Source organism: Streptomyces cinnabarinus (assembly GCF_027270315.1).
GTDB lineage: Bacteria > Actinomycetota > Actinomycetes > Streptomycetales > Streptomycetaceae > Streptomyces > Streptomyces cinnabarinus.
Map to the genome: position 1 here is coordinate 2947518 of NZ_CP114413.1, position 26586 is coordinate 2974103.

Sequence of the window (26586 nt, forward strand, 5' to 3'; positions counted from 1 at the left end):
GTAGTTCGTGCTGTAGATGCCGCATTCACGCCGATCTGGCGAGAACAGGCCGTCCACCAGTGCCCGTCCATGAGTGTGACCGTTCAGGAGCAAGCCGTCCATGAGTGATCGCAGTGCCACCGCCGTCGTGCTCGGCGGCTCCGTCGCCGGGATGCTCACCGCCCGCGCGCTGGCGTCCGTCGGTGTCCGGGTCACGCTCGTCGAGCGCGACGCCCTGCCGGAGGGCCCCGAGCCGCGCAAGGGCCTGCCCCAGGCCCGCCATGTCCACCAGCTGTGGTCCGGCGGCGCTCAGGCCATGGAGGAGCTGCTGCCCGGCGTCACCACGCGGCTGCGGGAGGCGGGCGCGCACCGGCTGCCGATCACCACGGACATGGTCGGCCTCTCCCCGCGCGGCTGGTACCGCCGTTGGACCGAGTCCCACTTCATGCTGCTGTGCAGCCGCGACCTGCTCGACGCGACGATCCGGGCCCAGGTGCTCGCCGACCCGCGGATCGAGCTGGTGGAGCGGGCGGAGGTGCTCGGCCTCGACGGCACCGGCTCCGCGGTGACCGGTGTGCTCCTGCGCGCCCACGACGACACCCGGCGCACCCTGCGCGCCGAGCTGGTCGTCGACGCGACCGGACGCGGCTCGCGCACCCCGCACTGGCTGGCCGAACTCGGCCTGCCGGGGCCGGAGGTGCGGGAGGTCGACTCGGGCGTGGCCTACGCCAGCCGGATCTACCGGGCACCCGAGGCGGCCCGGGACGGCTTCCCCGTGGTCAACATCCAGCCGGCGCCCCGCACCGGCGGCCCCGGCCGCGGTGGTGTCCTGCTGCCGATCGAGGACGGCCGCTGGCTGGTCACCCTGTTCGGCACCCGGGGCGGTGAACCGGCCGCCACGACGGCCGACTTCGACTCCTACGCCCGCGAACAGCTGCGCCACCCCATCCTGGCCGACCTGATCGGACAGGCCGAGCCGCTCACCGAGGTGGCCTTCACCCGTACGACGGCGAACCGGCGGCACCTGTACGAGCGGATGTCCGCCTGGCCGGAGAACTTCGTGGTCCTCGGGGACGCGCTGGCCGCGTTCAACCCCATCTACGGGCACGGCATGTCGGTGGCCGCGCAGGCGGCGGTGGCCCTGCGGGAGTCGGTCGAGGAGTTCGGCTGGGGCACGCCCGGTCTGGCCCGGCGGCTCCAGAAGGCGGTGGCCCGGCCGGCGCGGGCGGCCTGGGACCTGGCCATCGGGATGGACGTGTTCTACCCCGGGGCGACGGAGAAGGGGCCGACGCGGGCGGAGCGCCTGGTGGCCGCGTACGTCGACCGTCTGACGTACACGGCCACGGGGAACGGCCGGGTGGCGCGGGCCGTGACCGATGTGATGTCCCTGGAGAGGGGCGCGGGGGTGCTGCTGACGCCGAGCATGCTGCTGGCGGCGGCGGTCGGCCCGCTCAAACCGGCGCTGGGCGGACCGCCGTTGACGGGGGACGAGCTGAAGCGGGCGGGGCTGCAGTAGTCATCCCTCGAAGGCCGGTTGCGGCAGCCCCTTCCCGGCTCCCGGCACCACCAGCAGCGAACCGGCGACCGGGTGAGGGGCGTCGAGTCCCACCCGTGCCGTGGTGATGTAGAGATCGGTCAGGTCGGCGCCCCCGAAGGCGCAGGCCGTGATCCGGGGCGTGGGCAGGAGGATCTCCCGGTCCAGCGCACCGGCGGGTGTGTAGCGGCGTACCGCCGCGCCGTCCCAGAGGGCCACCCACACACAGCCGTCGGCGTCGACGGTGAGGCCGTCGGGGAACCCGGCGCCGTCCTCGATCCGCACGAGGGGACGGCGGTTGGTGATCTCGCCGTCCTCGTGGTCGAAGACGTCGACGCGCCGGGTGGGCGAGTCGATGTAGTACATGCGGCGCCCGTCCGGGCTCCACCCCGTGCCGTTGCTCACCGTGACCTCGTCGAGGACGGCCGTCGCGGTCCCGTCCCCGCCTATCCGGGACAGCGTGCCGCCGCCCGGGGCCTCGTCGTAGCGCATGGTCCCGGCCCACAGGGACCCGTCGGGCGCCACGGCGGCGTCGTTGCCCCGGCGCCCCGGGACGACGTCGCGGTGCAGCCAGCGGAAGGAGCCGTCGGGGTCGAGGACACCGACGCCGTCCCGCAGATTGAGCACGAGCCCGCCGCCGGCCCGTGGCTTCACGGCCCCGACGTGCTGGTCGGTCGTCCGGACCGTGCGCCGGCCGGTCGCCGGGTCGTAGGAGTGGACCCGGCTCCCGAGGATGTCGATCCACAGCAGCCGGCCGCCGGCCGGATCCCAGGTGGGCCCCTCCCCCAGCGCCGCCTCCGCCCGCACCGCCACCTCGTAGGTCATGCGGCGCTCCGGTGGCCGAGGCGCTCGGAGAGTTCGACGGCGCCCTTGGCGGCGAGCTGCTCCAGCTCGACGCGGCGCTCCTCGCTCCAGCGGATCATCGGTACGGAGATGGAGAGCGCGGCAACGACCCGGCCCGTGCGGTCGCGCACCGGGGCGGCCACGCAGGAGACGTCCGGGTTGGACTCGCGGCTCTCCACGGCGATCCCGTGCTCGCGGATCTCGGCAAGGGCCTCGCGCAGCAGGGCCGGGTCGGTGATGCTGTTGGGGGTCATCGCGACCAGTTCGGCGTCGTCCGGGATGCGTGAGGTCAGTTCCGGCTCCGGCAGGGACGCGAGCAGCATCTTTCCGACGGAGGTGCAGTGGGCGGGCAGCCGGCGGCCGGCCGCGGAGACCATGCGCACGGCGTGCGTGGAGTCGACCTTGGCGATGTAGATGACATCGGTGCCTTCGAGGATCGCCACGTGTACGGTCTCGTCGCAGGTCTCCGCGACCGAGCGGGCCACCTGCTGGCCCTCGGCGGCGAGGTCGAGCTGCTCGGCGTACCGGCTGCCGAGCTGGTACGGCCGTACGCCCAGCCGGTAGCGGCCCGGCTGCCCCGGCACCGGGACGATGTAGGACCGGGCGGCGAGCGTCGTGACGAGTTCGTGGACGGTGGTGCGCGGGAGCTGTAGCTTGCGCACGATGTCGGGGGCGGAGAGAGTGCCGTCCCCGTCGAGGAAGAGCTCGAGGATGTCGAGAGCCCGGGTCACGGCAGGTACGAGGCGTCCCACGTCCGGCCCCCTCCCTTTGATGTCTATATGGCTGTGTTCGAAATTTCAACAGCCGATCGGAATGACGAACATAGGCTACTCAAGGTGAGTTCGCCTGGGCAATGGCCCTGCGGCGACCCCGCTTCCGGGCGGAGCGGCGTCAGGGCTTGCGGAGGTACTCGAACGCGGACGTCAGCAGTTCGTGCGCCGTCGGGGTCGTGCGCTCCTCCTCCGGCAGAGCGGCGTACGCGAACAGCGCCGAGCGCATAGCCCCGACGGAGGCCCTGGCCAGTACGGCCGCGCGCAGCGGCGTGGCCGCCTCCGGATCGTGCTCGGCGAGCCGCTCGCGCAGGGCCTCGGTGAGACCGTCCTCGAACTGGCTCAGCACCGGCAGGAACTGGCGCACCGGCCGGCCGGGAAAGCGCTGCGGCGGCCCGCTGAGCAGCAGGCTGGGGGCGCCGTCGGTGATGAGTTCGAGACAGGCGCCGAGAACGGAGGCGTAGGGGTCCTCGTCGGCCGGGCGGGCCAGAACCTGGGCCCGCATGACCGGAATGAGGTCCAGCACCTCGTCGAGGACCAGGTCCTCCTTGGAGGGGAAGTAGCGAAAGAAGGTCCGCTCGGTGACTCCGGCGGCCGCCGCGATGTCGCGCACCGTGGTCTGCGCGTAGCCACGCTCCTCGAACAGGCGGTGAGCGGCCTCCTGGAGGGCCTTGCGGGTCGCCGCCTTGTGCGCCTCACGACGCCCGTGCGGCTCCGCTTGGGGAGTGTCGAGGGTTGCCATGTGCGGAGTATCGCAGGCGGAAAACCGACGGTACAGAATCTGTCAGTCATGACAGTTTCTGTATGCTGTCAGTCATGACACTTTTTCGGAGGGGGCGTGTGCTCCGCGGGCGGACCTCCCGCAGGGCCCGCCTGATCACCCTGGGCGTGGTCGGCGCCGTGCTGGTCACCGGGGGTGCCGTCGAGGCGATGGCCCGCCATCGGGCGGCCGACCGGCTCGCGGACCGGATGGAGGAGCGCCTGCACACCGGCCTCGACGTGGGCTTCGGACCGACACCGGTGATGCTGCAACTGGCCCGTGGGTCCTTCTCCCGCGTGGAGGTCTCCGGCGAGGACGCGACGTTCCGCCGGTTCTCCGGGGTGGACCTGCACGCCGAGCTCGCCGACGTGGTCCGCACCGGCGACGGCCTCTCGGTGGCCGACACCCAGGTCAGCGCCGAACTGACGGACACCGCACTGGCGAGTGCCGTCGCCACGATGACCGGGGGCGCGCTGAACATCTCGGCGGTCACCACGGATCACGACACGGGCGAGCTGGTCGTGCACGCCGGTCCCGCCGGACGGATCTCCATCGGTTTCAAGCCGGTCCTCGAACAGGAGGGCATCCGGTTCGAACGCACCGCCGTGCGCATCGGCGAACGCGTCGTCCCCGACGCCCTGGCCGGCCAGCTGCTCGGGGACACCCCGCAGGAGGTCGACCTGTCCGGGCTCCCCCTCGACCTGGAACCGGAACGACTCGACGTCACCGCCGACGGGCTGCGCCTGGAGCTGGCGGGCGGCAGAACGACCGTGAAGGCCTGAACCGCACCACTTTTGCAACTACCGCACGACAAGGAGCATCCCCGTGGCGACTTGGCTCTATCGGCTCGGTCTCGGCGCCTACCGCCGTCGGCGGCTCGTCCTGGCGGCCTGGCTCGCCGTACTGACCGGCGCCGTCTGCGCGCTGCTCGTCGTGGGCGGCAAGCTCGACAACGAGTTCACGATTCCCGGCTCCGAATCCCAGACGGCCCAGGACACGATGGCCAAGGACTTCCCGGCCGCCGCGGGCACCAGCGCCCAGATCGCGTTCACCGCGCCCGAGGGCACCACGGTCACCGACCCACGGGCCGCGCAGGGCATCCAGCGGACCCTGGCCGGCGCGCAGGACGCCCCGCAGGTCGCCGCGGTGATCCCGCCCGACAAGGCCGGCACCGTGACACCCGACGGGCGCACCGCACTCGCCCAGGTCAACTACGACGTCAGCCGCTCCGACCTCGACGACGGCACGCTCGACTCGCTGGAGGAGACCACCAAGGCCGCCGAGGAGGCGGGCCTTGAGGTCTCCGTCGGCGGTCAGGCGTACGGCAATGGCGTGCTCACCCCAAGCGTCCTCGAACTGCTCGGTGTCGTGGTCGCGTTGGCGGTGCTCGCCCTCACCTTCGGCTCGCTGCTCGCCGCCGGGATGCCGCTGCTGACCGCCTTCGTCGGCATCGGCACCGGGCTGGCCGGACTGCTGGCGCTGTCCTCGGGGGTGACGGTGTCGTCGACCGCGCTGAGCCTCGCGCTCATGCTCGGGCTCGCCGTCGGCATCGACTACGCGCTGTTCGTGCTCTCCCGGCACCGGACCCAGCTCGCCCAGGGGATGGAGCCGCACGAGTCGGCGGGTCGCGCGGTCGGCACGGCGGGCAGCGCGGTGGTCTTCGCCGGGGCGACGGTCGTCATCGCGCTGGTGGGGCTGGTCGTGGTGCGGATCCCGTTCCTGACGGTCATGGGTCTGAGCGCGGCGGCGACCGTGCTGATCGCCGTGCTGGTGGCGGTGTCGCTGCTGCCGGCCCTGTTCGGCCTCGCGGGGACACGGCTCGCGCCGCGTCCGGGGTCACGGGCGGCACGGCGGGCGGTGGGCGACAGCGGTACGGGGGACGACGTACCCGCGCAAGACGCGGAGGACGCGAAGGACACGGAGGAGGCCGCCGCGAGTCCCGCGACCGACACGTCCATCAAGGCGCCCGTCATGGGCCGCCGCTGGGCAGGTCTCGTCACCCGGCGCCCCCTGCTCGTCGTCATCGGCGCCGTCGCCGCCCTGGTGACCCTCGCACTGCCCGCCGCCGACCTGCGGCTCGCGCTGCCCGACAACGGCACCGCGGCACACGGGACTTCGCAGCGCGAGACGTACGACACCGTCGAGCAGAGCTTCGGGCCGGGCTTCAACGGGCCGCTGCTCGTGCTCGCCGAGGCGGACACCCCGGGGGAGACCGGACAGAAGCAGGCCGCCGCGGTCGCGGGGCGGTTGCAGAAGCTGCCCGGCGTGGCGAAGATCAGCCGGCCGCAGTACGCGCCCGAGTCCGGACGGGCGGTGATCCAGGTCGTGCCCGAGGGCGGACCGCAGGACGAGTCCACGCAGGACCTCGTGGACGCCATCCGCGACGACGCCGCCGTCATCGAGCGGGAGACCGGCGCCGCCGTGTCCGTCACCGGCACCACGGCGATCGGGATCGACGTCTCCGACCGGCTGAGCGCCTCACTGCTGCCGTTCGCGGCCGTGGTCGTCGGGCTCTGCCTCGTCCTGCTGCTGCTGGTGTTCCGCTCACTGATCGTGCCGGTCAAGGCGACCGTCGGCTTCCTGCTGTCGGTCGGGGCGTCCTTCGGCGCGGTCGTGGCCGTGTTCCAGTGGGGCTGGCTCGCCGACGCGCTGGACGTGGCCAGGACCGGACCCGTCGTCAGCTTCCTGCCCATCGTGCTCATGGCGGTGCTCTTCGGCCTCGCCATGGACTACGAGGTCTTCCTGGTGTCCAGCATGCGCGAGGAGTGGGTGCGCACCGGCAGGGCCAGGGACGCGGTGGTCGACGGGGCCGGACATGCCTCGCGGGTGGTGACGGCGGCGGCGCTCATCATGTTCTTCGTCTTCGCCAGTTTCGTGACGACGGAGGACGCCATCGTCAAACCGATCGCGTTCGCCCTGGCGTTCGGCGTGCTGGTGGACGCCTTCGTCGTACGGATGACCCTCGTACCGGCGGTCCTGGCGATGGTGGGACGCGGTGCCTGGTGGCTGCCACGCGGCCTGGACCGGCTCCTGCCCGACCTGGACATCGAGGGCGCCCGGCTGCACGAGCCGGCCCGCGCCGCGCCGACGCGGCCACTGACCGAAATCAACGCCAGTTCTGGCTGAATTAACCAGCACCGAATAACAGCGCGCCGGTTTGCCTCCCGGTTATACCAGGAGGCAAACCGGCGTTTTCACATTCACTCAATGTTACCGGCCAGGAAATTTACACTGGAACATTTGATTCCGCTGGAGCCCTTGTGTTTGACTGAGATCACCGGATAGCCATCCGGATCGAACGGGGGAGAGCCAGACCAACTCTTCTTTCCATCTTCCGTGCGCCCTTTTGGCGCGCGTTCACTCGAACATCTTGACCTGCGCAAAGAGGCCAGGTCGGATGTCATCGGCACGCACGATTCCCTCTCCCGCCGTAGGCCCCGAGCGGCCAATTTCCGCTGCCTGAAAGCCAAGGGAACACGCATGCATCTCGAAGAGAAAATTGCCCCTGCCCGCCCCGGGCTGCGCGCCGCGGCGCGCCCCGTCATCACCGGTTTCTCGCATTCATTCCCGGAGACCCGCACCAGCCAGGACGACCTGTGGAAGGAATTCTTCCTGGAGCACTACGACGGTTTCCCGCTGGCGCGTCGGATATTCGAGAATTCCGGAATCAGCTCCCGTTCCACGGCCGTGGACCCGCGCGCCGAGCGGGAAGTGTCCGGCTGGAGCACCGGACAGCGCATGGAGCGCTACATCGAGGAGGCCGTGCCGCTGGGCAAGCGCACCGTCTCCACGGCCCTGGAGTCCGCGGGCCTGGACCCGTCGGACGTCGGCATGCTGGCCGTCGCCTCCTGTACCGGCTACACCACGCCCGGCCTGGACTTAAGGCTCGCGGACGAGCTGGGCATGAGCAGCAGGGTCCAGCGGCTGTTCATCGGCCACATGGGCTGTTACGCCGCCGTCCCCTCGCTCGGCGCCGTCTCCGACTACGTCGCCTCGCGCGGCCGTCCCGCGGTGCTGCTCTGCCTGGAGCTGACCTCGCTGCACGTCCAGCCGCCCACCAAGGACATCGAACAGATCGTGGCGCACGCGCTGTTCGCCGACGCCGCCGCGGCCGTCGTCCTGCAGCCCGACGCCGGCTCCGGCTACGAGGTGGTCGACGTCGTCGCGGTCACCGACCACAGCACCGCCGACTTGATGAGCTGGCAGATCACCGACCTCGGCTTCAAGATGGGCCTCTCGCCCAGGGTGCCCGACGTCCTCGCCCAGCACGTCGGCGAGGTGGTCCGCGACCAGCTGCTCGCCCCGCACGGGCTCACGCCCGAGGAGGTCACCGGCTGGGCCGTGCACCCGGGCGGCAAGCGCATCCTTGAGGTCGTCGGCGAGCGGCTCGAACTGCCCGCCGGCGCGCTCGACGCCTCCTACGGCGTCCTCGACGAGTGCGGCAACTGCTCCTCGCCCACAGTCCTGATGGTCCTGGAGCGCCTGCCCCGCACCGACGGCCCGGTGGTCGCCTTGGCCTTCGGCCCCGGCCTCACGCTCTACGCGGCCCTGCTGCGCCGGTCCTGACACCGGCCGGGGCAGCCGACGGACCGCACTCCGTCGTCAGGCCCTGCCGTTTGGATCATCCCGGCGTCGCGGGGTCTGGCACGCACTCCCCCAGAGGGGGGACCCCCAGCGGCGTTGTCGTCGGTTGCCGACGCTCCGCGTCGCCGCCCTCCTCCGCCTTGCAGTTGCACGCACCAGACCCCGCTCGGCTCAGTCACCATGCACCGCATCTCACAGCCAGGCTGATCCAAACAACAGGGCCTCGCCCTGAGCACCTTCCCGCACGACCCACGGACACCGCACCAAGGACGCACGGAAGGAACAGCTGCGCCATGCCCACCCCGACCTCACCGGGCCAGGTCTTCGTCACCGGCACCGGACGCTGTGGCTCGACCCTGGTCTCCGAGTTACTGCGCGAGCACCCGCAGGCCCTCAGCCTGTCGGAGCTCTTCAACCACCTCACGGACATGTACCGGATCACCGCCCGGGTCTTCCCCGAAGGCCCCCTCACGGCGGCGGAGTTCTGGTCCGTCCTGTCCTCCCGCAACACCGTCAACCGACTCCTGGGCGCCAACGGACTCGCCCCCAGGGAGGTCCTCTACCGCCCCTCGGCGACGACCCGGTTCCAGGCCGACACCGGTATCCCGGCCGTCCTGATGACCACGCTCCCCCACCTCACCGACACCCCGGACGAGCTGTACGACGAACTCCGCGTCGCCGTCGCCGAGTTCCCGGACGCCCGGGCCGGCGAGCACTACCGGCGCATGTTCGCCTGGCTGTGCACCCGCTTCGGCAAGACCCTGTGGGCCGAGCGCAGCGGCGGCTCGCTGATCCTCGCGGGGCAGTTCCGCGAGCACTTCCCCGACGCCCGCTATCTGCACATCGTGCGCGACGGCCGGGACACCGCGCTCTCGATGAGCCGGCACACCGGTTTCCGGATGGCGGCGGTGGTGATGGCCCTGCATCTCACCCTCGGCCACGACCCGTACGCCGACACTCCCGCGCCGGACGTCGAACGGAACCTGGGCTTCGTACCGGAGGAGCTGCTGCCGTTCCTGCCGGACCGGTTCGACGCGGACGCCGTGCGCGACTACCGGCTGCCGGTCTCGCTGTTCGGCACGTACTGGGCCGACGAGATGCAGCGCGGCATGGAGGCGATGTCCCTGCTGCCGCAGGAGAACGTGCTGCACGTCTGGTACGAGGACCTGCTCGCCGCGCCCGAGGAGTCCCTGCACCGCATCGGCGAGTTCCTCGGCGCGGACTTCGTGGACAGCGACTGGGAGCGCCGCAGCGCCGCCAAGGTGGGCGCGCCCTCGTCGTCCTGGCGGGACCTGCCCGACGCCGAGCGCGAGGAGCTGGACCAGGCGTGCGCCGCCGGGTTCGCCGTACTCGCCGCGCACGGTGTCGTCCCCATGGCCGGCACGACGGCAAGGAGCGGCGCATGAGGACCCCACCCACCCAGGGCGCCACGGTGTGGCTGACCGGGCTGCCCAGCTCCGGCAAGACCACGCTGGCCCAGGCGCTGGCGAGCCGCCTCACCCGGGAGGGAAGGCGGGTCGAGGTCCTCGACGGCGACGAGATACGCACCTTCCTCAGCGCCGGTCTCGGCTTCACCCGTGAGGACCGGGACACCAACGTGCAGCGCATCGGCCTGGTCGCCGAGGTGCTGGCCCGCAACGGCATCCTGGTGCTGGTCCCGGTCATCGCGCCGTACGCCGACAGCCGGGAGGCGGTCCGCAAGCGGCACGAGGCGAGCGCCACCCCGTATCTGGAGGTGCATGTCGCCACGCCCCTCCAGGTGTGCGCCGTACGCGATGTGAAGGGCCTGTACGCGCAGGCCCGGGCCGGACGGCTGTCCGGTCTCACCGGGATCGACGACCCCTATGAGCCGCCGCAGACGCCGGACGCGAAGGTCGAGACCCAACTCCAGTCCGTGGAGGAGTCGGTGACCGCCGTCCACGCGCTGATGACCCAACGGGGGCTGTTATGACGACGGTTGCCGCCCGGCTCGGGCACACCGACGTACTGGAGGCGGAGGCGGCCTACATCTTCCGGGAGGTGGCCGGGGAGTTCGAGAAGCCGGTGCTGCTGTTCTCCGGCGGCAAGGACTCCGTGGTGATGCTGCATCTGGCGCTGAAGGCGTTCGCGCCGGCGCCGCCGCCGTTCGCGCTGCTGCATGTGGACACCGGGCACAACTTCCCCGAGGTGCTCGCCTACCGGGACCGGGTGGTGGCCGAACATGGGCTCACCCTCCATGTGGCGTCCGTACAGGACTACATCGACCGGGGTGTGCTGCGCGAACGTCCCGACGGCACCCGTAATCCGCTTCAGACGCTGCCGCTGCTGGAGGCCATCAGCGGCGGCGGGTTCGACGCGGTGTTCGGCGGCGGGCGGCGCGACGAGGAGAAGGCGCGGGCCAAGGAGCGGGTCTTCTCCCTGCGGGACGAGTTCGGTACCTGGGACCCGCGCCGCCAGCGGCCGGAGCTGTGGCAGCTGTACAACGGCCGTCATCTGCCCGGCGAGCATGTGCGCATCTTCCCGCTGTCCAACTGGACCGAGCTGGACGTGTGGCAGTACATCGCCCGCGAGGGCATCGAGCTGCCGTCCATCTACTTCGCGCACGAGCGTGAGGTGTTCCTGCGGTCCGGGATGTGGCTGGCGCCGGGCGACTGGGGCGGCCCGCGGGACGGCGAGCCGGTGGAGAAGCGCCGGGTGCGCTACCGCACCGTCGGCGACATGTCCTGCACCGGCGCCGTGCTGTCCGAGGCGTCCGCGGTCGACGAGGTGATCGTCGAGATCACCGCCTCCCGGCTCACCGAGCGCGGCGCCACCCGCGCCGACGACCGGCTGTCGGAGGCCGCGATGGAGGACCGCAAACGCGAGGGGTACTTCTGACGTGACCGCCGAACCGACGGCCCTCGGCCGGCCCCCGCACTCCACTGCCCACTCCACCGCCGCCCTGATGGTGCGCGGCATCTTCCAGGAAGCCAGGTCCCGGCTGACCGCCGGGTCCGGCGCGCAGAAAGGACGCGTGAACACGATGGCCACCGACCGGCCCTCCGAGGCGACCGCGGCCGAGGCGGACCTGCTCCGCTGGGCCACCGCCGGCTCGGTGGACGACGGCAAGTCGACCCTCGTGGGACGGCTGCTGCACGACTCCAAGTCCGTCCTCGCCGACCAGTTGGAGGCCGTCGCCCGCGCGTCCTCCGGCGAGGGCCCCGACCTGGCCCTGCTCACCGACGGGCTGCGCGCCGAGCGCGAGCAGGGCATCACCATCGATGTCGCCTACCGCTACTTCGCCACGCCCCGGCGCCGGTTCATCCTCGCCGACACCCCGGGCCATGTGCAGTACACCCGCAACATGGTCACCGGCGCCTCGACGGCCACGCTGACCGTGATCCTGGTCGACGCCCGCAAGGGCGTGGTCGAGCAGACCCGGCGGCACGCGGCCGTCGCGGCGCTGCTGCGGGTGCCGCACGTGGTCCTCGCCGTCAACAAGATGGACCTCGTCGGCTACGAGCGGTCCGTGTTCCGGGGCATCGTCGAGGAGTTCGCCCGCATCGCCATGGAGCTCGGCATTCCCGAGGTCACCGCGATCCCGATCTCCGCGCTCGCGGGTGACAACGTCGTCGAGAAGTCCACGCGCATGGACTGGTACGCGGGCCCGACCGTCCTCGCGCACCTGGAGGACGTCCCCGTCGCGGACGAGGTGACCGACGGACCCGCCCGGTTCCCGGTCCAGTACGTCATCCGCTCCGGCGACGTCCGGCTCTACGCCGGTCAGCTCGCCGCCGGCGCCCTGCGGGTCGGCGACCGGGTCACCGTGCTGCCGTCCGGGCGCACCACCACCGTCACCGGTATCGACGTGCTGGGCGAACCGGCCGAGCAGGTCCGCTCGCCGCAGTCCGGCGCGCTGCGGCTCGCCGACGACCTCGACGTCTCCCGGGGCGACCTGATCGTCCCGGCGGCGGCGCTGCCGACGGTGTCCCGGGATGTCGAGGCGGCCGTGTGCCATCTGCACGAACGGCCGCTCAGGCCCGGCGACCACGTGCTGCTGAAGCACACCACGCGCACCGTGCGCGCGGTGGTCCGCCGGATTCCCGGTCCTGGCCGGCTCGACCTGAACGAGATCGGCCAGGTCTCCCTGCGCACCGCCGAACACCTGGCGTTCGACCGGTACGAGGACAGCCGGCGCACCGGTTCCTTCGTCCTGATCGACCCGGCCGACGGCGCCACGCTGACCGCGGGCATGGTCGGCGCGACCGCTCCGGGACCCCCCGATGCGGCTGCCTGAGCACGGCCCGGCGTTCCCCCGCTCCCGGCGTCCGCTCCGCGCGGCCCTCGCGCTGCTCCTGCTGCTGGTTCTGGCGGCGGGCTGCGGCTACGGGTCCCGGGCGCCGGTGGCGGCGGCACCGGCCGTGGGCACCGGACCACCGCTGTCGGCGGAGGAGGTCTCCGTCGGCTACTTCGCCAACGTCACCCATGCCACCGCGCTGGCCGGTGTGCAGAAGGGCTACTTCACCCGCGAGCTGGGCGGCACCCGGCTGCGCACGCAGGTCTTCAACGGCGGCCCGTCGGCGTTGGAGGCGCTCAACGCGGGCGCCGTGGACATCGCGTGGATGGGACCGTCGCCGGCGGTCAACGGCTATCTGCGGTCCGAGGGGCGCGGTCTGCGGATCGTCTCCGGTGCCGCCTCGGGCGGGGTCGCGCTGGTCGTCGACGCCGACGCGAAGGTGCGCGGCACCGACGTCCGGGGGCTCCGGATCGCGACGCCGGAGGCGGGCAACACCCAGGACGTGGCGCTGCTGCACTGGATCCGCGAGCAGGGCTGGGAGGTCGACCCGCACACCGGGCGCGGTGACGTCACGGTGGTACGGCAGTCGTCCAAGGAGATCCCGACCAGCTTCCGGCGGGGCACGATCGACGGGGCGTGGGTGCCGGAGCCGGTGGCCGCGCAGCTCGTCGCGGCCGGCGGCCGGGTGCTCCTCGACGAGGCGGACCTGTGGGACGACGGCGCGTTCGTCACCGCCCTGGTGGTGGTGTCCCCCTCGTTCCTGGCCGACCATCCGGACGTCGTCGAGGCCGTGCTGCGCGGTTCGGTACGCGTCAACGCCTGGCTGAAGAGCCGCCCCGCCGAAGGGAAGGCGGCCGTCAACGACGCCATCGAATCCGTGACCGGCCGGCCACTGGACCGCGCTGTCCTCGACGCGGCCTGGCGGCACGTCAGCCTCACCGAGGATCCCCTCGCCGCGACGCTCGCCGAGGGGGCGGAGCGGGCGGACCGGCTCGGTCTGCTCGGCGGGAGCCCCGCGGCCCTGGACGGAATCTTCGATCTGCGCCCCCTCAACCGGGTCCTCGCCCGACAGGGCGAACCGGCCGTGGATGACGCCGGACTCGGTGTCGTGGCCACTCCGACCACCTGAACCCTAAGGATTTGATCGCATGTCAGAAACGGTGCTGCGAGCCGGCGCACCGGCCCGCACCGTCCTCGAGGCCGAGGCGGAGCATCCCGCCGTACGCCTCACCCATGTCTCCAAGTGGTTCGACACCGCGGGGCGCCGCCAGACGGTCCTCGACGACATCGGACTGACCGTCGCAAGCGGCGAGTTCGTCTGTGTGCTGGGCGCCTCCGGCTGTGGCAAGTCCACCCTGCTCAACCTGGTCGCGGGCCTGGACCGGCCGTCCACGGGCACCATCGACGTGCCCGGCGGGCGGCGGCCGGCTCTGATGTTCCAGGACCACGCCCTGTTCCCCTGGCTCACCGCCGGACGGAACGTCGAACTCGCCCTGCGGCTGCGCGGGGTGCCCCGTCGCGACCGCCCCGAGGAGGCCCGCCGGCTCCTCGAACTGGTCCGGCTGAAGGACGCGTACGGCAAGCGCGTGCACGAGCTGTCCGGCGGGATGCGGCAGCGCGTCGCCCTGGCCCGCGCGCTCGCCCAGGAGAGCGATGTGCTGCTGATGGACGAGCCGTTCGCCGCGCTCGACGCCATCACCCGGGACGTGCTGCACGAGGAACTCACCCGCATCTGGTCGGAGAACAAGCTCTCCGTCGTCTTCGTCACCCACAACGTCCGCGAGGCGGTGCGGCTCGGGCAGCGGGTCGTGCTGCTGTCCTCCCGGCCGGGCCGGGTCGCCCGCGAGTGGGCCGCCACCGACACCCCGGAAGCCGCACTGACGTCCCAGGTCACCGACGCGCTGCGGGAGGAGATACGCCGCCATGGCCGCCGGTGAGACGGTCGCGCCCCGCAAGGTGACCGAGACCGCGGCCGTCGAGGCCGGTCTCGACGCGCTGGACAGCGCACCCGTCGGCTCCGCCCGGACACCGTTGCGGCAGATCCTGCGGGAACGGGTGCTGCCGCCCGTGGCCGCCGCCGCGCTCGTCCTGCTTGCCTGGCAGCTCGCCTACGAGGCCGAGGTCAAGCCGCACTATCTGCTGCCGTCACCGGCCGACGTGTGGCGGGCGCTGTCGGACCAGTGGTACGAGGGCACGCTGTTCTCCACGGTGTGGACGAGCATGCAGCGCGGCGCCCTCGGGTTCGCGGCGGCCGTCGTGATCGGCACCGCGCTGGGCCTGCTGCTCGGCGCGGTGCGGTCGCTGCGGGTCGGGATCGGTCCGGTGCTGTCGGGGCTCCAGTCCTTGCCGTCGGTGGCGTGGGTACCGGCGGCGGTCGTGTGGTTCGGGCTCACCGACGCCACCATCTACGCGGTCGTCCTGCTGGGCGCCGTACCGTCCATCGCGAACGGGCTGCTGGCGGGCGTGGACCAGGTGCCACCGCTGTATCTGCGGGCCGGACGGGTGCTGGGCGCCACCGGGCCCGCCCGGGTCCGGCACATCCTGCTGCCCGCGGCCCTGCCCGGCTATCTGGCCGGGCTCAAACAGGGCTGGGCGTTCTCCTGGCGATCTCTCATGGCGGCCGAACTCATCGCCAGCTCACCCGAGTTGGGCCTGGGCCTCGGCCAGCTGCTGGAGAACGCCCGCACCTATCAGGACATGGCCCTGGTCCTCGCGACCATCACGGAGATCCTGGTGGTCGGCATCGCGGTGGACCTGATGCTGTTCGCGCCGCTGGAGCGGCGGGTGCTGCGGTCGCGGGGGCTGGCGGGGGCGCGGTCGTGACGAGGGGGACGCGGGCTGCTGTACTGACCTGATGAGCGAGCGCGCCGGTCCGGAATCCTCATGGCTGCTCCGGCTGGCGCCGTCCGCGGTGCCACCGGAACCGGCGTGTCCACCGGAGACGCTGGCCATGGCCGAACTGCCGCTGGGCCCCGGACCGGTCGGCTGGGCCGTCGAGGTGGCCCGGGACATGGCGGCGCACATCGTGCGGCAGGTGCCCGAGCACGGCACCCCCGGCGCGTACCCGCTGTTCCAGCGGGCGGTGGAGGCCACCGTCCTGACGGCCGTGCGGGGGCTCGCCACCGAACCGGAGCCGAACGCTTCGCTGGTGGCGTCGCACGCGGTGGCCGGTATCGCCGAACTGGCCCGCCGCAACGTCCCGTTGGACCGGGTGCTGCGCGGTGTGCGGCTCGGCCACGCCTATCTGCACGCACGGCTGATGGAGGCGCTCGACAAGGAACCCGAGGACATCCGCGCCCAGGAGGTCCACCGGATCAGCGAGTTGCTCTTCGTCTACGCCGACGTACAGTCCAGCCGGCTCGCCGAGGAGTACGTCGCCGAACGGGACCGCTGGCGGCGCAGCACCGAGGCCGCCCGCCGCCGCACGGTGGACGACCTGCTGACCGGACGGTCGATCGGCGCGGCGGTCGCCGCCCGCACCCTGGGCTACGAACTGGCCCGGCACCACACGGCGTTCATCGTCACCTCCCGCTCCCAGGACACCTCGGCCGACGAACTGCGGCAACTGGCCGCCGAGTTGTGCCGTGCGGCCGGCGGGGAGAGCCTGCTGACCGTGACAGCGGGCGCCACCGAGCTGTGGGCGTGGGCCTGCTGGCCGGCCGAGCCGAGCCGCGACGCGCTGGCCGCCCTGCCCGCGCTGGTCCCCGAACGAAGACCGCTGCGGGCGGCGATCGGGCCGGTGGGCTACGGCGTGGAGGGCTTCCGGCGCAGCCACCGCGGCGCCCGGGAGGCCGAGCGGGTGGCCCGCCTGGGCCGTACGGGCTGGCTGTGCGACTACACCGACGTCAGCACGGCGGCACTGCTCACCGCCGACACGGAGCACGCGCGGTGGTTCGCGGCGCGGGTGCTGGGAGCGCTGGGGGCCGACGATCCACGGGTGCGGGAGCTGCGCGAGACGCTGCGGGTGTATCTCGCCGAGGGGCGCAGTCCGCAGGGAGCGGCCGAGCTGCTGTTCGTGGCGCGCAACACGGTGACGTACCGGGTACGGCGGGCCCTTGAGCTGCTGGGGCGGCCGCTGGAGCAGGATGCGCTGGAGCTGCGGATGGCGCTGGAGATCGCCCGGCTGTTGGGGTAGGCGCCGGGGACCGGGAGCCCGGAGCCGACGGCACGGGATGGGTCCGACATCCCAAACGGCGGCCGGAGTTTGGGCTGTCGGCCCAAAGCCCGGAAAGCGTCGGCGCCGTTCACTGCAACGGAAGACCAACAGCATCTGACACGCGCCCCCATCGCGTACGTACCCGCAGCCGTACCCCCTCACCTCCCCGGGATCCGCCATGCCCTCATCCCCCGCCACTCCTGCCTCCCCCTCCCGCCGCACCCTGCTCTGCACCGCCGCTGCCGCCTCCGCCCTGCCCCTGCTCCCCACCCCCGCGCACGCCGCGCCCCGGGCGGGCCGCGGCACCGAGCTGATCCTGCTCGGCACCAGCGGCGGCCCCGTCCCCATGCACGGCCGCGCCGGAATCGCGTCCGCGCTGGTCGTCGACGGCCGCGCGTACCTCATCGACTGCGGCCCCGGCACGTTCGGCCGGTACGCACAGGCCTGGCTGACGGCGGAGCAGCTTGAGGCGATCTTCGTCACGCACCTGCACTCCGACCATCTGTCGGACCTGTACGCCCTGTTGTGGCTGCGGTTCGGCGGGTTCCAGCCGCTGGAGAACCCGGTGCACGTCTACGGCCCGGGCTCCGCGGGGAATCTCCCCGCCGTCTGGCCGAAGGGCCGCACGGTGCGGACGGTCGCCCCGTCGGAGCCGGCACCCGGCACGGAGGACCTGATCGCCGGGCACATCGCCGCCACCGCGTACGACATCAACGTACGGATGCGCAGCGAGGGCTGGCCCGACATCCGCACGCTCATCCGTCCGCACGACATTCGCTTCCCGATGCCGAAGGGCGCGGGCCCGCGCAAGCTGATGGCGCCGCCCATGGAACCGTTCGAGGTGATGCGGGACGACCGGGTCCGGGTAACCGCGGTGCTCGTCGAACACCCGCCGGTGTTCCCCTCCTTCGCCTTCCGCTTCGACACCGCCGACGGCTCGGTCGTGTTCAGCGGCGACACCGCTCCGTGCGGGAACGTGGCCCGGCTGGCGCGCGGCGCGGACGTGCTGGTGCACGAGGTGATGGACCTGGACACACTGGCCCTGGGCGGACTGCGCCCGGCACAACTACGGCACATGGAGATCAGCCACACGGACGCGACCCGGGTGGGCCCGCTCGCCGAACGCGCCGGCGTGGGCACGCTGGTGCTGAGCCACCTGGTCCCCGGCGCCACGAACATCGTCGCCGACTCGACCTGGCACACCAAGGCGAGCAAGGGCTACTCGGGCCGCGTGCTCGTCGGCACCGACCTCGCCAGGCTGCCGGTGGGATCCCCACGCAGCTGACGGCAGCGCGACTCGTACGGAAACTGGGTGGTTTGCGGTGCACCGGGGTGGAGGGCGGCGGATACTGGCGCCCTGCGCAAGCCGCTCGGGTACGTCGGGGGTGCGAGGGTGTTCAAGGGGCGTCTGGCCGGTATCGGCGTCGGGGAGTACACATCGGACGCGCATCGGCGGCTGGATCACGCGGTGGGGGATGTGGAGGCGTTGTCCCGGCTGCTCGGGGCGGCCTTCGACGGGGAGCCACTGCGGAATCCGACGGAGTCCGAGGCGCGGGACCACCTGAGGTCCTTACGCGGCACCCTGCCCGCCGACAGTGCGCTGGTGGTGGCCTGGAGCGGCCACGGGAGCCTGCCGGCGGCAGGGGGTCTACGGCTTCTGGGCTCGGACAGCGGCCCGTACGCGAGCGACGGCGTCCCCCTCGTCGATGTCGTACTCCCCTGCGCGGAGTCGGGCGCCAACCAGCTCCTGTTCGTCTTCGACACCTGCTTCTCGGGCGACGGGATCTCGGCGGACGACCTGGCGACGCTGATCATGCGAGAGACGCAGGCGGCAGGGCGGGTGTGGGTCGGCGTCGTCACATCGTGCCTGCCGCCGGAGAAGGCGCGGGACGGCCTCTTCGGGCAACGGTTGCGCAAGGTACTGACCGACGGCCCCGACTCGCAGGTGCTGCGGATGCGGTGGTCCGTGCACAACAAGTACGTCCGGGGCGACGACGTGTGCGACGCCGTACTGAAGGAGTGGGGCAGCGGGGCGCAGACGCCGGACTTCCGGTCCCGGGGAAGCGCCGGGTGGATGTTCCCCAACCCGCTGCACGACGCCGGGGCGCCCGAGGCGGTGGTCGAGCACCTGCTGCGGGCGGCGCGCAGTGGTGACCGCTTCGAGGAACAGTCCTGGTTCACGGGGCGCACGGCGGAAGTGAACCAGGTGGTGGAGTGGGTACAGGAGGGGCGGCCGGGTCTGCGTGTGGTGACGGGGGCGGCGGGGACGGGGAAGTCGGCGATTCTGGGGCGGGTGGTCAGCCTCTCGAACCCTGATGAGCGTCATCGCCTCCTGACGGACGGGCACGGGTGGAGTCATGTGCTCCCTGCCGAACGGTCGGTGTCGGCACATGTGCACGCGCGTGGCCTGACAGCGGACCTGGCGGCCGACCAGCTCGCCGGAGATCTCGTCCGGACCGGCCTACTGACCGCCCGGGAGGCCCGCCGTAACGCCAGTGAGCTGGTGGGCGAGGTGCAGCGGGCGGTCGAGGACGGGGCTGCGCCGCCGGTACTGGTGGTGGACGGCCTGGACGAGGCGCGGAGCGAGGCGTTCAAGATCGCGGACGATCTGCTGACACGGTTGGCGGCGCATGCCGTGGTCGTGGTGTCGACGCGTGACATGCCGCGCGGGGAGGAAGGCCCGGGGCTGGTGGAGACGCTGGCGCCGAAGGGGGCGGGGATCGATCTCAGCGATCCCGAGGTGGAGCGGCAGGGGCTGGACGATCTCCGGAAGTACGTGCGGCTGCGGTTGAGCGGCGTGGACGAGCGAATGGACGCAGGGGTGGTGGCCGGGCATCTGTTCGGGGCTGGGAAGGGCAGCTCGACAGAGGCTCAACACACCTTCCTGCTGGCCCGGTTGGTGGCGGACCAGTTGTCCGCGGCACCGGTCGACACGTCGGTGGACGGGTGGGAGGCGAAGGTCAGCCACTCGGTGGAGGAGGCACTCGACGCGGATCTGGCGGCGGTGCCGGCGGATCGGGTCGAGGTGGCCAAGTCCCTTCTCCGAGCCTTGACTTGGGCGTACGGGGCCGGCTTCCCGGAGGAGGAGTGGCTGGCCGTGGCGACGGCGGAGGCTCCGGAAGGGGCAACGGTCTCCCGGGGGGACATCAGCTGGGTGCTTGAGCAGTTGGGACGGCATGTGGTGCAGGACGGGGAGGGGGGTGTCGCTGTTTATCGGATGGCGCATCAGAGTCTTGCGGATCATTTGCGGCCGGTGTTCCGGGGGTCGGCTCAGCAGCCCTTCAACCCGAAGGCGTTGGGCGTGACAGAGGCGCTACTCACTCGATACCGGGAGAGTCTCGCGGCGGAGATTCCGGCCGAGGGGCCGGTGTACCTGTGGTTGTACTTCTGGCGGCATGCCGCGGACGCCGGGCCGGAGGGACTCGCTCTGCTGCGTTCGCTGGCGGAGGACCACACCGCTCTGCTGCATGACGTCAGCCTCGCCGCGACGATCGTCGCCCATCGGTTTCAGCGATGGGGGCGGGATGCCGAGAGTCTGGCCCCGACCGAGGAAGCCGCTGACCTATGTCGCCGGCTCGCCGCGGCAGACTCCGGCCACCGTCCCAGCCTCGCCATGGCCCTCAGCAACCTCGGCAACCAATACAGCAATCTCGGTCGCCACGCCGACGCGCTGCCGCCCACCCAGGAGTCCCTCGACCTCTACGCCGAGCTGGCCGAGGAGAACCCCGCCCACCTCCCCGACCTCACCGGAGCCCTGAACAACCTCGGCATCCTCTACGGGAGGCTCGGCCGCCATGCTGACGCGCTGCCGCCCACCCAGGAGGCGGTACGCCTGTGGCACACCATGGCCGAAGAACATCCGGTCCGCCGCTCCGACCTCGCCAGAGCCCTCAACAGCCTCGGCATCCGCTACGGCAGTCTCGGCCGGCTGACCGACGCCCTGGCCCCGACCCGGCAGGCCATCGCCCTCTACCGCGAGCTGGCCGAGGAGGACCCCCTCCAGCTCCCCAATCTCGCCGGAGCCCTCAACAACCTCGGCATCCGCTACGGCAGGCTCGGCCGCTACACCGAAGCGCTGCCGCCCGCCAAGGAAGCCCACGGCCTCTACGCCGAGCTGGCCGAGGAGAACCCCGCCCACCTCCCCGACCTCGCCATGTCCCTGAACAACCTCGGCAACCACTACGGCTCCCTCGGCCGCCATACCGACGCGCTGCCCGGCACCCAGGAGGCGGTTCGCCTGTGGCGCACCCTGGCCGAGGAGAATCGTGCCCATCTCCCGGACCTCGCCGGGGCCCTCACCAACCTCGGCAACCACTACAGCAATCTCGGCCGGTACGCCGACGCGCTGCCGCCCACCCAGGAAGCGGTTCACCTGCGCCGCGCTCTGGCCGAGGAGAACTCCGCCCACCTTCCGGACCTCGCCACGGGGCTCAACAACCTCGGCAACCACCACAGCGACCTGGGCGATTACACCACCGCACTGGAACTCGCCAAGGAGTCCGCCGACCTCTACGGCAGACTTGCCGAGGAGAACCCCGCCTACCTCCCCGACCTCGCCATGTCCCTGGGCAACCTCGGTACCCACTACAGCAGCCTGGGCGGCATCGACGCATTGGGCTTCGCCGAGCAGTGCGTCGACCTCTACCGCCGACTGGCCGAGGAGAACGCCGCCTACCTCGCCGCTCTCGCCGCAGCCCTCACCAACCTGGGCAGCCACTACGGCGACTTCGGCAACCATGCCGACGCGCTGCCGCCCACCGAGGAAGCGGTACGCCTGTTGCGCGCCCTGGCCGAAGAACACCCGGTCCACCTCCCCGACCTCGCCCGAGCCCTCACCAACCTCGGGGCCCGCCACGGCGCCCTCGACCACCACACCGAGGCACTGCCGCCCGCCGAGGAAGCGGTAGGCCTGTGGCGCACCCTGGCCGAAGAACACCTGGTCCACTACCCCGCTCTCGCCAGCGCCCTCACCAACCTCGGCACCCACTACAGCGACCTCGGCCGCCACGCCGACGCCCTGAACCTCACCACGGAAGCAATCCGTCTGTGGCGCACCGCGGCCGAGGCCACCACCCCCGCCCATCTGGCCTCCCTCGCGATGGCCCTCAATAACCTGGGCGTCCTCTACGGCGCGCTCGGACGCCACACCGAGGCGCTGCCCCCGGCCGAGGAGTCGGTAGGCCTCTATCGCCTCCTGGCCAAGCGGAACCCGGCCCAACTCCCCGAACTCGCCGGAGCCCTCACCACTCACGGCAACCACCTGGGCGAGTGCGGAAGTTCGGATGACCGGCTCTGGACGGACACGCTCAACGAGCTGACTCCGGATTCCGCCACCCGCCTGTTGTTGTACCGGTCCACGTACGTGTCCCCGGGCGACCCTCGGGCGACGCCGTGGCTCGTGCGGGTCGAGCAGTCGGCCGCTGTCGAGGATGACGAGATCCTCTGGCTCCTGCACCTGGAGGGCCGTCGGCACCGCACCGCCGACGCCGCCGCATTCGACCGCGACTGGCAGCACCTCACCGGCGCACCGGTGCCCGCATGGCTCACCCTCGATCCCGAACTGCTTGAGCAGGCCGAAGTCTGGATCGCCACCAAGACGTACAGCGCCGAACGGGACCACCTCGCGGCACACCCGGAGCTGCTTGCCCCGGGTGCGGACATCTGCGTGGCCGAGGCACTGCTCTGCGTGCCGGGCGAGGCGGCCGAGCGCTACCGCGACCTGCTCCGCACGGCTCGGACGGAAGGCGTGGACGTCGCGTATCGCCCGCTCCTGAGCTCCCTCCTTGCCCACGAATTCGCCCTCGCCGAGCCAGCGGACCAGCGATCCCTGCTGGAACGGCGCCGCGACGACCTGCTGGACGACTTCGTGCTGGCCGGGCTGTCCGATCCAGGGGATCTACGGTGCCTTCGGGCCGGAGCCCTGCTCACGCTCGCCCGGCTCCATGCCGAATCCGCCGCTTTCGACGCCTTGGACGACCCGACTCGGCTGCCCGCCCTGCTTCACCACTCGGCTCGCCAGCCCGACGTGGACATGCTGCAGGCGACCGCGCTCCTCGCGGTCACCACCGACCCCGACGAAGCCGTCGAAGCCCAGGCCGCACTCCACCTGGCCGTCGTCGACGCCACCCGCGGCGACGCCGAGTCGGCAGCCCGGCTCATCAGCCGCGCCTGCGACCTCACCCCCACCCATATCCCCACCTGGATCAACACCCTCGCCGAAATCACCCCCCACCACCCCACCGCCCCCACCCTCATCCCCCACCTCACAGCCCGCCTCCGGACCACGGACACCCCAGATGACCACTGACCTCGTAGTCGTCCTCCCCGGCATCACCGGCAGCACCCTCCGTGTCAAGGACGACCTCGTCTGGGCCCCCACCCCCGGCGCCATCCTCAAGGCCATCAAGACCTTCGGCGGCTCGGTGAACGCGCTCGCCCTTCCCGAGGGCATCGGCGACGAGCACCCCGGCGACGGCGTCGAACCCGTCGCCCTGATGACCGACCGCCATCTCATCCCGGGCATCTGGACCCCGGTCAAGGGCTACGACCTGCTCCTCGACCGGATCCGCGAACTCGGCCACACCGAGGCGCTCGGCAACCTCCTCCCCGTCCCCTACGACTGGCGCCTCTCCAACCGCTACAACGCCCGCCGCCTCAAGACGATCGTCGAGCCCGCACTCGAACGCTGGCGCGCGCACCACCCGAGCAACGCCACCGCCCGGCTCACCTTCGTCTGCCACTCCATGGGCGGCCTCATCGCCCGCTGGTACGTCGAGAAGTGCGGCGGGGCGGACCACACCCGCAAGCTCATCACCCTCGGCACCCCCTACCGCGGCGCCGCCAAAGCCCTCGATCAGCTCGTCAACGGCGCCCACCAGCGCCTCGGCCCCCTCTCCTTCGACCTCACCACCTTCGCCCGCACCCTCCCCTCCCTCCACCAACTCCTCCCCGAATACGCCTGCATCGAGGACCCGAGAACCGGAGCCCTCGCCACGACCACTGAACTCGGCGACGCAATCCCGGAGTTGAAGCGCGACCTCACCCTCGACGCCATGCGCTTCCACAGCGACCTCCGCGCCGCCGAGTCCGCCCGCCCCGCCTCCCTCGCCGCCACCCACGCCATCGTCGGCATCCAGCAGAACACCCCCACCACTGCCCGGATCCGGAACAACTCCCTCACCCTGCTGCCGGACTACGCCGACGAGACCCTGTACGGCGACGGCACCGTCCCCCTCGTCGCCGCCTGCCGTGCCGACGTCCCCATGGACAGCAACACCCTCCGCCGGGTCCCCGACCAGCACGGCAACCTGCAGCGCAACACCGCCGCCCTCGACGAGCTCGAAGGCATCCTCACCGCGCGCGACATCGTCGTCAGGGCGCCACGGGAGACGCATCTGCGTCTCGACGTGCCCGAACTGATCACGGCCGGAGAGGACTTGGCCGTCCGGCTCTGCGCGGCAGGCGGGGCCGCCATCGCCGTACGCATCACCGTCACCGACGAAACCGGCGGCCTCGAAGACGCCCGAGTCGTCCTCGCCGGGCCCGAGCCCGTCGACGCCGTCTTCGACGGGCTGCCGCCCGGGGCGTATTCCGTCGATGTCATCGGTACCCGGCCCGGCTCGCCCGTCGCCGCCGTGAGTGCGGACATCCTGGTGTGGGACTGAGACCGAGTCACCACCTGCCGTGCACATGGCGTCGGTAGTGTGTGCGCTCGTCAGTCGTAGATCGGCCTCAGGGACATCCGTTGAGCTCTTATGGCGACCCCAACCACCGCACCGCGCCCCCGCCACCGCCGAACCCGCCCACTCCTCCCGGGTCCGGCGGGCAGCCCGCCTGGGCCTGGTGGGTGATCGGCATCGTCATTCCGGCGATCGGTATCGCGGTCACCCTCTTCAGCGTCAACGACCGGGACTCCGACGATTCGAGCACGGACAGTCCCGCGGCCACGACGGGGGCGCAGGGCGGGGACAACTCCGCGCAGGCTTCGGGTACTCCGGCCGACAGCGGCGGCGAGGAGGAGGCGGCCCCGGCCAAGCCCGTCTTCGGACCCGCCGACTTCTCCGCACGCGCCGCCTACGGGGACGCCGGATTCCTGGAGCTCGACACCGTTCCGCCGCAGGAGTTCGGCCAGGACACCGATGGCACCGACCTCCTCCTCGACGCCACCGCCACCGAACCGGTCGACGCCGAGGGCACCGTCGGGCCGCTGCCCGCGGGGACCGGCGAGGCCACCGAGGCGGAGTGCAGGGAGACGATCCAGAAGAACAGCGTGACCGAGGTCGACCTCACACCCGGCACCCGCTTCTGCCTCCAGACCGGCGAGGGCCGCACCGCGTCCCTGCGGGTGCTGAGCGCGCCGGTGGAGGGCGAGGGGACCGTCCGCTTCAAGCTGACCGTCTGGGATCTGCCGCAGTAGCACCACGACTTCTGGCGCCACCTGAAGAGCCGGTACGGCTACTGACCGCGCCCCGAGATCCCCAGACGGCCCCGCAACCGCTGTGCCCTGAGCACCAGTTCCAGCTCGAAGCGGCGGTCGGGGTCGTCGATCTCGTCGCCCCACAGTTCGCGGATCTGGCGCAGCCGGTAGCGGACCGTCTGGGGGTGGACGCCGAGCCGGGCCGCCACCTCCGGCGCGCCGCCTCTGGTCTCCAGCCAGGCCAGCAGGGTCTCGGCGAGGCGGCGGCCGTGAGTGGGGCCGCAGTGGGCCAGGGGGGCGAGGCAGCGCACGGCCAGGTCGTCGATCAGTTCCTCCGGCTGGAGGAGGACCAGCGCCTCGGTGTGCTCGGTGCAGTACAGGACCTCGCCCGTCGGCAGCAGGCCGCGGTTCATCAGGCGTACCGCCGCCTCCGCCCAGCGCAGTGACTTCGCCGCCTCGGCCAGCGGGACCGGGGGGCCGATCGCGCCGGACCAGCCGGTCAGGGCCCGGTGCAGGAGTTCCGAGCGGCCGGCCGCGTCGGGTTCGGGAACGACCATGCGGGGCTGTTCGTACTCGAGGTCCAGGAGTACGCCCTGGCCCACGGCCGGTGCCACCGCCTCCCGGGCCGGGCGCAGCAGGACGCCGATGGCGACCTTGGCGGGGAGCGGCCAGCCGATGCGGGCGGCTCGTTCGGTGAGGGCCTCGGACGGGTCGCCGCGGTGCTGCTCGACCAGGAGGAGTTCCATCAGGCGGCTCTGCAGGCGGAGGCGTTCCCCGGCCTGGCGGGCCGCCGCTTCGGCGTAGCCGCGCACCGACTGGTCGACCAGGCCGTCCAGGTACTCGTAGCCCGCGTCCACCAGTTCGTACATCGCCGGTGGCGGGATCTCCACGCGCTGGCCTATGTCGGCGAAACGGCGCCAGGCCAGCCGTACGCCCATGCGGTAGATCGCCTGGAGGGAGTCCAGGCTGCGGCCGTTGAGGCCCTCGCCGCGGCCGAAGTCCTGGAAGACCCCGGGAGGCACCCTCGGGCGGCCCTCGGCGGTCTCCAGGTGCTGGACGAAGACCTCGATCGCACGGCGGATGCCGACCAGGGCCATGGGCTCGCCCGACTCGTCGAGGACGACCGGCAGGTGCGGGTACTCGCGGCGGATCTCGGTCATGATCTCTTCGGCGAGCGCCGGTGCCTCGGCCATGGCGATGGCCGCGAACCGGCGCACCTGAAGACGCGGGACGTCGTGCCAGGCCGAGCGGGCCGTGACGGCTTCGGTGCGGGCGGCGGGCGACACGGG

Annotated in this window: 20 protein-coding genes; 16 read left to right on the forward strand and 4 right to left on the reverse strand. The window is 71.9% G+C overall.

The window, feature by feature from the left end; translation table 11 throughout:
• The first annotated feature begins 100 nt into the window (after positions 1 to 100).
• On the forward strand, positions 101 to 1495 hold the full coding sequence (locus tag STRCI_RS13370) for an FAD-dependent oxidoreductase (RefSeq protein WP_269659145.1): 1395 nt from the start codon (positions 101 to 103) through the stop codon (positions 1493 to 1495).
• On the opposite strand, the gene STRCI_RS13375 is transcribed toward STRCI_RS13370, so the two are convergent.
• The 3 genes from STRCI_RS13375 to STRCI_RS13385 form a co-directional block, all read right to left on the reverse strand.
• Positions 1496 to 2338, reverse strand: a complete 843-nt coding sequence (locus STRCI_RS13375; RefSeq protein ID WP_269659146.1) for an SMP-30/gluconolactonase/LRE family protein — start codon at positions 2336 to 2338, stop codon at positions 1496 to 1498.
• Positions 2335 to 3108 (reverse strand): IclR family transcriptional regulator, encoded by a 774-nt coding sequence (locus STRCI_RS13380; protein ID WP_269659147.1) that lies wholly within the window; start codon positions 3106 to 3108, stop codon positions 2335 to 2337. Before STRCI_RS13380 ends, STRCI_RS13375 begins: the two co-directional genes overlap by 4 nt.
• A 139-nt stretch (positions 3109 to 3247) precedes the next feature.
• Entirely contained in the window at positions 3248 to 3868 is a 621-nt protein-coding gene (locus STRCI_RS13385) for a TetR/AcrR family transcriptional regulator (protein ID WP_269659148.1), read from the reverse strand.
• A gap of 74 nt (positions 3869 to 3942) precedes the next feature.
• Here STRCI_RS13385 and STRCI_RS13390 point away from each other — a divergent pair, with 74 nt between their 5' ends.
• The 15 genes from STRCI_RS13390 to STRCI_RS13460 all read left to right on the forward strand — a co-directional run bounded on the left by STRCI_RS13390 (position 3943) and on the right by STRCI_RS13460 (position 25297).
• Entirely contained in the window at positions 3943 to 4668 is a 726-nt protein-coding gene (locus tag STRCI_RS13390; RefSeq protein WP_269659149.1) for an LmeA family phospholipid-binding protein, read from the forward strand.
• 43 nt (positions 4669 to 4711) lie between these two features.
• Positions 4712 to 7012 carry an MMPL family transporter gene (locus STRCI_RS13395; protein ID WP_269659150.1) on the forward strand — a complete coding sequence of 767 codons (2301 nt, stop codon included), beginning with the start codon at positions 4712 to 4714 and terminating at the stop codon, positions 7010 to 7012.
• 354 nt (positions 7013 to 7366) lie between these two features.
• Positions 7367 to 8452 (forward strand): type III polyketide synthase, encoded by a 1086-nt coding sequence (locus tag STRCI_RS13400; protein ID WP_269659151.1) that lies wholly within the window; start codon positions 7367 to 7369, stop codon positions 8450 to 8452.
• 311 nt (positions 8453 to 8763) lie between these two features.
• The gene (locus STRCI_RS13405; protein ID WP_269659152.1) at positions 8764 to 9876 is read left to right on the forward strand and encodes a sulfotransferase; all 1113 of its coding nucleotides are present in this window, start codon (positions 8764 to 8766) and stop codon (positions 9874 to 9876) included.
• Positions 9873 to 10421, forward strand: coding sequence for an adenylyl-sulfate kinase (gene cysC, locus STRCI_RS13410; protein WP_269659153.1), 549 nt, complete (start codon positions 9873 to 9875; stop codon positions 10419 to 10421). Before STRCI_RS13405 ends, cysC begins: the two co-directional genes overlap by 4 nt.
• On the forward strand, positions 10418 to 11326 hold the full coding sequence (cysD, locus tag STRCI_RS13415) for a sulfate adenylyltransferase subunit CysD (RefSeq protein WP_269659154.1): 909 nt from the start codon (positions 10418 to 10420) through the stop codon (positions 11324 to 11326). Before cysC ends, cysD begins: the two co-directional genes overlap by 4 nt.
• A 136-nt stretch (positions 11327 to 11462) precedes the next feature.
• Positions 11463 to 12725 carry a sulfate adenylyltransferase subunit 1 gene (locus STRCI_RS13420; protein ID WP_418953460.1) on the forward strand — a complete coding sequence of 421 codons (1263 nt, stop codon included), beginning with the start codon at positions 11463 to 11465 and terminating at the stop codon, positions 12723 to 12725.
• Positions 12712 to 13854 carry an ABC transporter substrate-binding protein gene (locus tag STRCI_RS13425; protein WP_269659155.1) on the forward strand — a complete coding sequence of 381 codons (1143 nt, stop codon included), beginning with the start codon at positions 12712 to 12714 and terminating at the stop codon, positions 13852 to 13854. Before STRCI_RS13420 ends, STRCI_RS13425 begins: the two co-directional genes overlap by 14 nt.
• Before the next feature lie 19 nt (positions 13855 to 13873).
• Positions 13874 to 14662, forward strand: coding sequence for an ABC transporter ATP-binding protein (locus tag STRCI_RS13430; RefSeq protein WP_269659156.1), 789 nt, complete (start codon positions 13874 to 13876; stop codon positions 14660 to 14662).
• Positions 14649 to 15548 carry an ABC transporter permease gene (locus tag STRCI_RS13435; RefSeq protein WP_269659157.1) on the forward strand — a complete coding sequence of 300 codons (900 nt, stop codon included), beginning with the start codon at positions 14649 to 14651 and terminating at the stop codon, positions 15546 to 15548. The genes STRCI_RS13430 and STRCI_RS13435 overlap by 14 nt, the downstream gene beginning before the upstream one ends.
• Before the next feature lie 31 nt (positions 15549 to 15579).
• The gene (locus STRCI_RS13440; protein ID WP_269659158.1) at positions 15580 to 16860 is read left to right on the forward strand and encodes a PucR family transcriptional regulator; all 1281 of its coding nucleotides are present in this window, start codon (positions 15580 to 15582) and stop codon (positions 16858 to 16860) included.
• A 199-nt stretch (positions 16861 to 17059) separates the two neighbouring features.
• A complete protein-coding gene (locus STRCI_RS13445) occupies positions 17060 to 18166 on the forward strand; it encodes an MBL fold metallo-hydrolase (RefSeq protein WP_269659159.1) in 1107 nt (368 codons plus the stop codon).
• Positions 18167 to 18274: 108 nt separating this feature from the next.
• Complete coding sequence (locus STRCI_RS13450; RefSeq protein WP_269659160.1) at positions 18275 to 23188, forward strand: tetratricopeptide repeat protein; 4914 nt, start codon at positions 18275 to 18277, stop codon at positions 23186 to 23188.
• Positions 23178 to 24545 (forward strand): esterase/lipase family protein, encoded by a 1368-nt coding sequence (locus STRCI_RS13455; RefSeq protein WP_269659161.1) that lies wholly within the window; start codon positions 23178 to 23180, stop codon positions 24543 to 24545. The genes STRCI_RS13450 and STRCI_RS13455 overlap by 11 nt, the downstream gene beginning before the upstream one ends.
• A gap of 80 nt (positions 24546 to 24625) precedes the next feature.
• Positions 24626 to 25297 carry a hypothetical protein gene (locus tag STRCI_RS13460; RefSeq protein WP_269659162.1) on the forward strand — a complete coding sequence of 224 codons (672 nt, stop codon included), beginning with the start codon at positions 24626 to 24628 and terminating at the stop codon, positions 25295 to 25297.
• 38 nt (positions 25298 to 25335) lie between these two features.
• Here STRCI_RS13460 and STRCI_RS13465 read toward each other — a convergent pair whose 3' ends face one another.
• Positions 25336 to 26583: a PucR-like N-terminal domain-containing protein gene (locus STRCI_RS13465; RefSeq protein ID WP_269659163.1), complete on the reverse strand. Its 1248-nt coding sequence runs from the start codon at positions 26581 to 26583 to the stop codon at positions 25336 to 25338.
• Between the last annotated feature and the right edge of the window lie 3 nt (positions 26584 to 26586).

Bases quoted from the DNA above. Each gene is read 5' to 3' on its own strand.
- STRCI_RS13370 (WP_269659145.1), top strand. From the start codon at position 101: ATGAGTGATCGCAGTGCCACCGCCGTCGTGCTCGGCGGCTCCGTCGCC.
- STRCI_RS13375 (WP_269659146.1), bottom strand. From the start codon at position 2,338: ATGACCTACGAGGTGGCGGTGCGGGCGGAGGCGGCGCTGGGGGAGGGG.
- STRCI_RS13385 (WP_269659148.1), bottom strand. From the start codon at position 3,868: ATGGCAACCCTCGACACTCCCCAAGCGGAGCCGCACGGGCGTCGTGAG.
- STRCI_RS13390 (WP_269659149.1), top strand. From the start codon at position 3,943: ATGACACTTTTTCGGAGGGGGCGTGTGCTCCGCGGGCGGACCTCCCGC.
- STRCI_RS13400 (WP_269659151.1), top strand. From the start codon at position 7,367: ATGCATCTCGAAGAGAAAATTGCCCCTGCCCGCCCCGGGCTGCGCGCC.
- STRCI_RS13405 (WP_269659152.1), top strand. From the start codon at position 8,764: ATGCCCACCCCGACCTCACCGGGCCAGGTCTTCGTCACCGGCACCGGA.
- cysC (WP_269659153.1), top strand. From the start codon at position 9,873: ATGAGGACCCCACCCACCCAGGGCGCCACGGTGTGGCTGACCGGGCTG.
- cysD (WP_269659154.1), top strand. From the start codon at position 10,418: ATGACGACGGTTGCCGCCCGGCTCGGGCACACCGACGTACTGGAGGCG.
- STRCI_RS13425 (WP_269659155.1), top strand. From the start codon at position 12,712: ATGCGGCTGCCTGAGCACGGCCCGGCGTTCCCCCGCTCCCGGCGTCCG.
- STRCI_RS13430 (WP_269659156.1), top strand. From the start codon at position 13,874: ATGTCAGAAACGGTGCTGCGAGCCGGCGCACCGGCCCGCACCGTCCTC.
- STRCI_RS13435 (WP_269659157.1), top strand. From the start codon at position 14,649: ATGGCCGCCGGTGAGACGGTCGCGCCCCGCAAGGTGACCGAGACCGCG.
- STRCI_RS13440 (WP_269659158.1), top strand. From the start codon at position 15,580: ATGAGCGAGCGCGCCGGTCCGGAATCCTCATGGCTGCTCCGGCTGGCG.
- STRCI_RS13445 (WP_269659159.1), top strand. From the start codon at position 17,060: ATGCCCTCATCCCCCGCCACTCCTGCCTCCCCCTCCCGCCGCACCCTG.
- STRCI_RS13455 (WP_269659161.1), top strand. From the start codon at position 23,178: ATGACCACTGACCTCGTAGTCGTCCTCCCCGGCATCACCGGCAGCACC.